Annotated in this window: 4 protein-coding genes; all 4 read right to left on the bottom strand. The window is 65.0% G+C overall.

The window, feature by feature from the left end:
- Positions 1–2,177: arylsulfatase (locus tag AC2VON_RS03160; protein WP_486951639.1), on the bottom strand; the 2,177-nt coding region annotated here is incomplete at its 3' end.
- Between the two features lie 80 nt (positions 2,178–2,257).
- A complete protein-coding gene (gene rpsQ / locus AC2VON_RS03155; protein ID WP_486951638.1) occupies positions 2,258–2,635 on the bottom strand; it encodes a 30S ribosomal protein S17 in 378 nt (125 codons plus the stop codon).
- A 5-nt stretch (positions 2,636–2,640) separates the two neighbouring features.
- Positions 2,641–2,886, bottom strand: a complete 246-nt coding sequence (gene rpmC / locus AC2VON_RS03150; RefSeq protein WP_486951637.1) for a 50S ribosomal protein L29 — start codon at positions 2,884–2,886, stop codon at positions 2,641–2,643.
- Positions 2,886–3,079: large ribosomal subunit protein uL16 (gene rpl16, locus AC2VON_RS03145; protein ID WP_486951636.1), on the bottom strand; the 194-nt coding region annotated here is incomplete at its 5' end. The genes rpl16 and rpmC, both read right to left, overlap by 1 nt.

Below are 3,079 nucleotides of genomic sequence, written 5' to 3'. Positions count from 1 at the left end.
GCGAACGCACCCGGTTGGGTGATCATCTCCGGAAGTGTCGCGACCACGGTGTCGTCGACGTACAGCGACGCCTCGCCGACCGGGGTGTGGCTGCCCGGCACGGTGCCGCTGCGCTGAAAGCGGACGCCGAGAATGTGCTCGCCCAGCGCAACCGGGTCGGTCGCAGACAGCCACTGCTCCTGTTCGCCGAGGAAGTTGTAGACGTAATGCAGGCGGCCACCCTGAACAAATAGCACGTGCCCGCCGTGACGGGCGCCCTGTTTGAACAGCACGCCCTGGGCGCCGGTGCCGTCGACGGTGACTCGGGCCAGCACCGCGAACGACCGGCCGCGCAGCTCCACGCACGCGCCCAGCGGCACCTCGGCGGTGTTCGGGTAGTAGGTGTAGCTGGTGCGTTCGCCGGCCAGATAGGGCCGCCACCGGCCCATCATTTCGGCGATGTTGAGATCCGCCAGCGGCAGTCCGTTGTATTTGGTGGCCTCGGCGAACCACAGTGCCTTGAGCTCGGTGAGTTTCTCGGGGTGTTCGGCAGCCAGGTCGTGGCACTGGCTGCGGTCGCGCTCGATGTGGTAGAGCTCCCAGCGGTCGGCGTCGAAGTGGCCCCAGCCGGACGGGGTCGCCGCGTGCACGGTGTTGGCGAACCAGCCCTGATGCCAGATGCCGCGGGTGCCCAGCATCTCATAGAACTGGGTCTGTTTTCCGGTGACCGCATCCGGGTCGGCGAGCGCCGCTTTGAAGCTCACTCCCTCCAACGGCTTCTGCGCAATACCACGCACGCTGGCCGGCGGGGTGATGCCGAGCAGGTCGTAGACCGTCGGAGTCACGTCGCAGACGTTGACATAGATATCGCGGACCTCACCGTGCGCTGCAATGCCATGGGGCCAGCTGATGATCGCGGGGTCGGCGATGCCGCCTTCGTGGGAGGCGTAGCGCTTGTAGAGCTTGTAGGGCGCATTGAACGCCATCGCCCACCCGATCGGGTAGTGGTTGTAGGTCTCCGGGCCGCCGAGCTGGTCGAAGAGCTTCATGGCCTGCTCGACGGTGTCGATGTAGCCGTTGAAGAACTTGTTCTCGTTGGGTGAGCCGTTGGGCCCGCCCTCGCCGCTGGCGCCGTTGTCGGAGATCACCACCACGATGGTGTTGTCCAGCTGCCCCGAATCGGCCAGGTAATCCAGGATCCGGCCGATCTGGGCGTCGGTGTAGCTCTGGAAGCCGGCAAACACCTCGGCCATCCGGCAAAACAGCCGCTTCTCCTCGTCGCCCAGGGTGTCCCAGGGCCGCACGATGTCCACCGCGGGCCACGGCAGGCCCTCGGCGCTGGTGGTGTCTGAGTACGGGTTGACCGCCGACAACTCGGTGTCCGGCGGCACCAGGCCCAGCTTCTTCTGGTTCTCCAGCACGATCTCCCGGTAGGCCTCATATCCCATATCGAAGCGGCCGGCGTAGCGGTCCGCCCACTCGGTGAAGACGTGGTGCGGAGCGTGGCCGGCACCCGGGCACACGTAGCCGAACCACGGCTTTCCGGGGGCGATGGTCTTGGCGTCACGGATGAATTCGATTGTCCGGTCAGCGATATCTTTCGAGAGATGGTAGCCGTCCTCGGGTGTGGCAGGCGGTTCCACTCGGTGGTTGTCGTACACCAGGTCGGGATACCACTGGTTGGTTTCGCCGCCCAAGAAGCCGTAGAACCGCTCGAAACCACGCGAGGTCGGCCAGTGCCGCTTGCTGCCGGCCATGTTCGCCTCCTCCAGCGGAGTGAGGTGCCACTTTCCGACGCAGAAGGTGTTCCAGCCACGTTCGGCGAGCACCTCGGAGAGCAGCGCCGTCTCGAACGGTATGCGCCCACTGCAGTTCGGGAAGCCGTCAGTGAACTCTTCTACGGTGGCCATGCCGACGCTGGTCGGGTTGCGGCCGGTCAGCAGCGCCGCCCGAGTCGGTGAACACAGCGCGGTGGTGTGAAATTGCGACAACCGGATGCCGCGGTCGGCGATGCGGCTCGTCGCGGGCATGTCGACCAGCCCACCGAAACAGTCCCAGGTCGCGATGCCGGTGTCGTCCCAGACGAGGTAGAGCACGTTGGGGGCGCCGTCGGGTGCACTCGGCGCGGCGAAGGGCCCCCAATCGGGTTCGGAGTCCCTGATGTCGAGTTCGATCCTGCCGTTGAATTCGGTTGCCATCACCCGGCCTTTCCGCGAGCATGCACACAATCGCACGAATCCGGTTCGGATCGTGCGATTTTACGCATGCTCATCGCGGGCTACTTGGCTTTCTCGAGGATCTCGACGAGTCGCCAGTGCTTGGTCGCCGACAGCGGACGCGTCTCCATCAGCGAGACCCGGTCTCCGATGCCGGCGATGCCGTCCTCGTCGTGCGCCTTGACCTTGGTCGTGGTCCGGATGATCTTGCCGTAGAGCGGGTGGGGCACCCGATCCTCCAACTCGACCACGATGGTCTTCTGCATCTTGTCGCTCACCACGTAGCCGATGCGAGTCTTGCGCCGCCCTCGCGGCTTCGGGGTACGCGGCGTGTGCTTGGGACCCTTCTCCCCTGGAGCAGCGTCTTTCGCCCCGGCCTTTGATGTCCGGTCCGGCCTCGATGTGGTTTTAGCCTCTTTAACCTCTTTAGCTTCTGCCATGACGATCACGCACCTTCGGGGCTTTCGGGGCCTTCCGGCCCAGTGGCCAGGCCCAGTTCTCGCTCCCGCAACACGGTGTAGATACGCGCGATTTCGTGACGCACCGTGCGGAGTCGACGGTTGTTGCTGAGCTGGCCTGTCGCCGTTTGGAAGCGCAGGTTGAACAGCTCTTCCTTGGCTTCGCGCAGCCGCTCGGTCAGTTCTTCGCCGCTCAGCTCGCGCAGTTCGCCGGCGGAAACCCCCACTGCCATCAGAACTGCTCCTCTCGGGTGACGATCCGTGCCTTGATCGGCAGCTTGTGTATCGCCCTGGTCAACGCCGCACGCGCGATCGCTTCATTAGGGTAACTGAGCTCGAACAGCACTCGACCGGGCTTGACGTTGGCCACCCACCATTCCGGCGAACCCTTACCCGAACCCATCCGGGTCTCGGCCGGCTTCTTGG

The organism is Mycobacterium sp. TH-M82 (assembly GCF_057473605.1).
The sequence above is the reverse complement of the archived record's forward strand: the minus strand, read 5'-3'. Positions and strand labels throughout refer to the sequence as shown.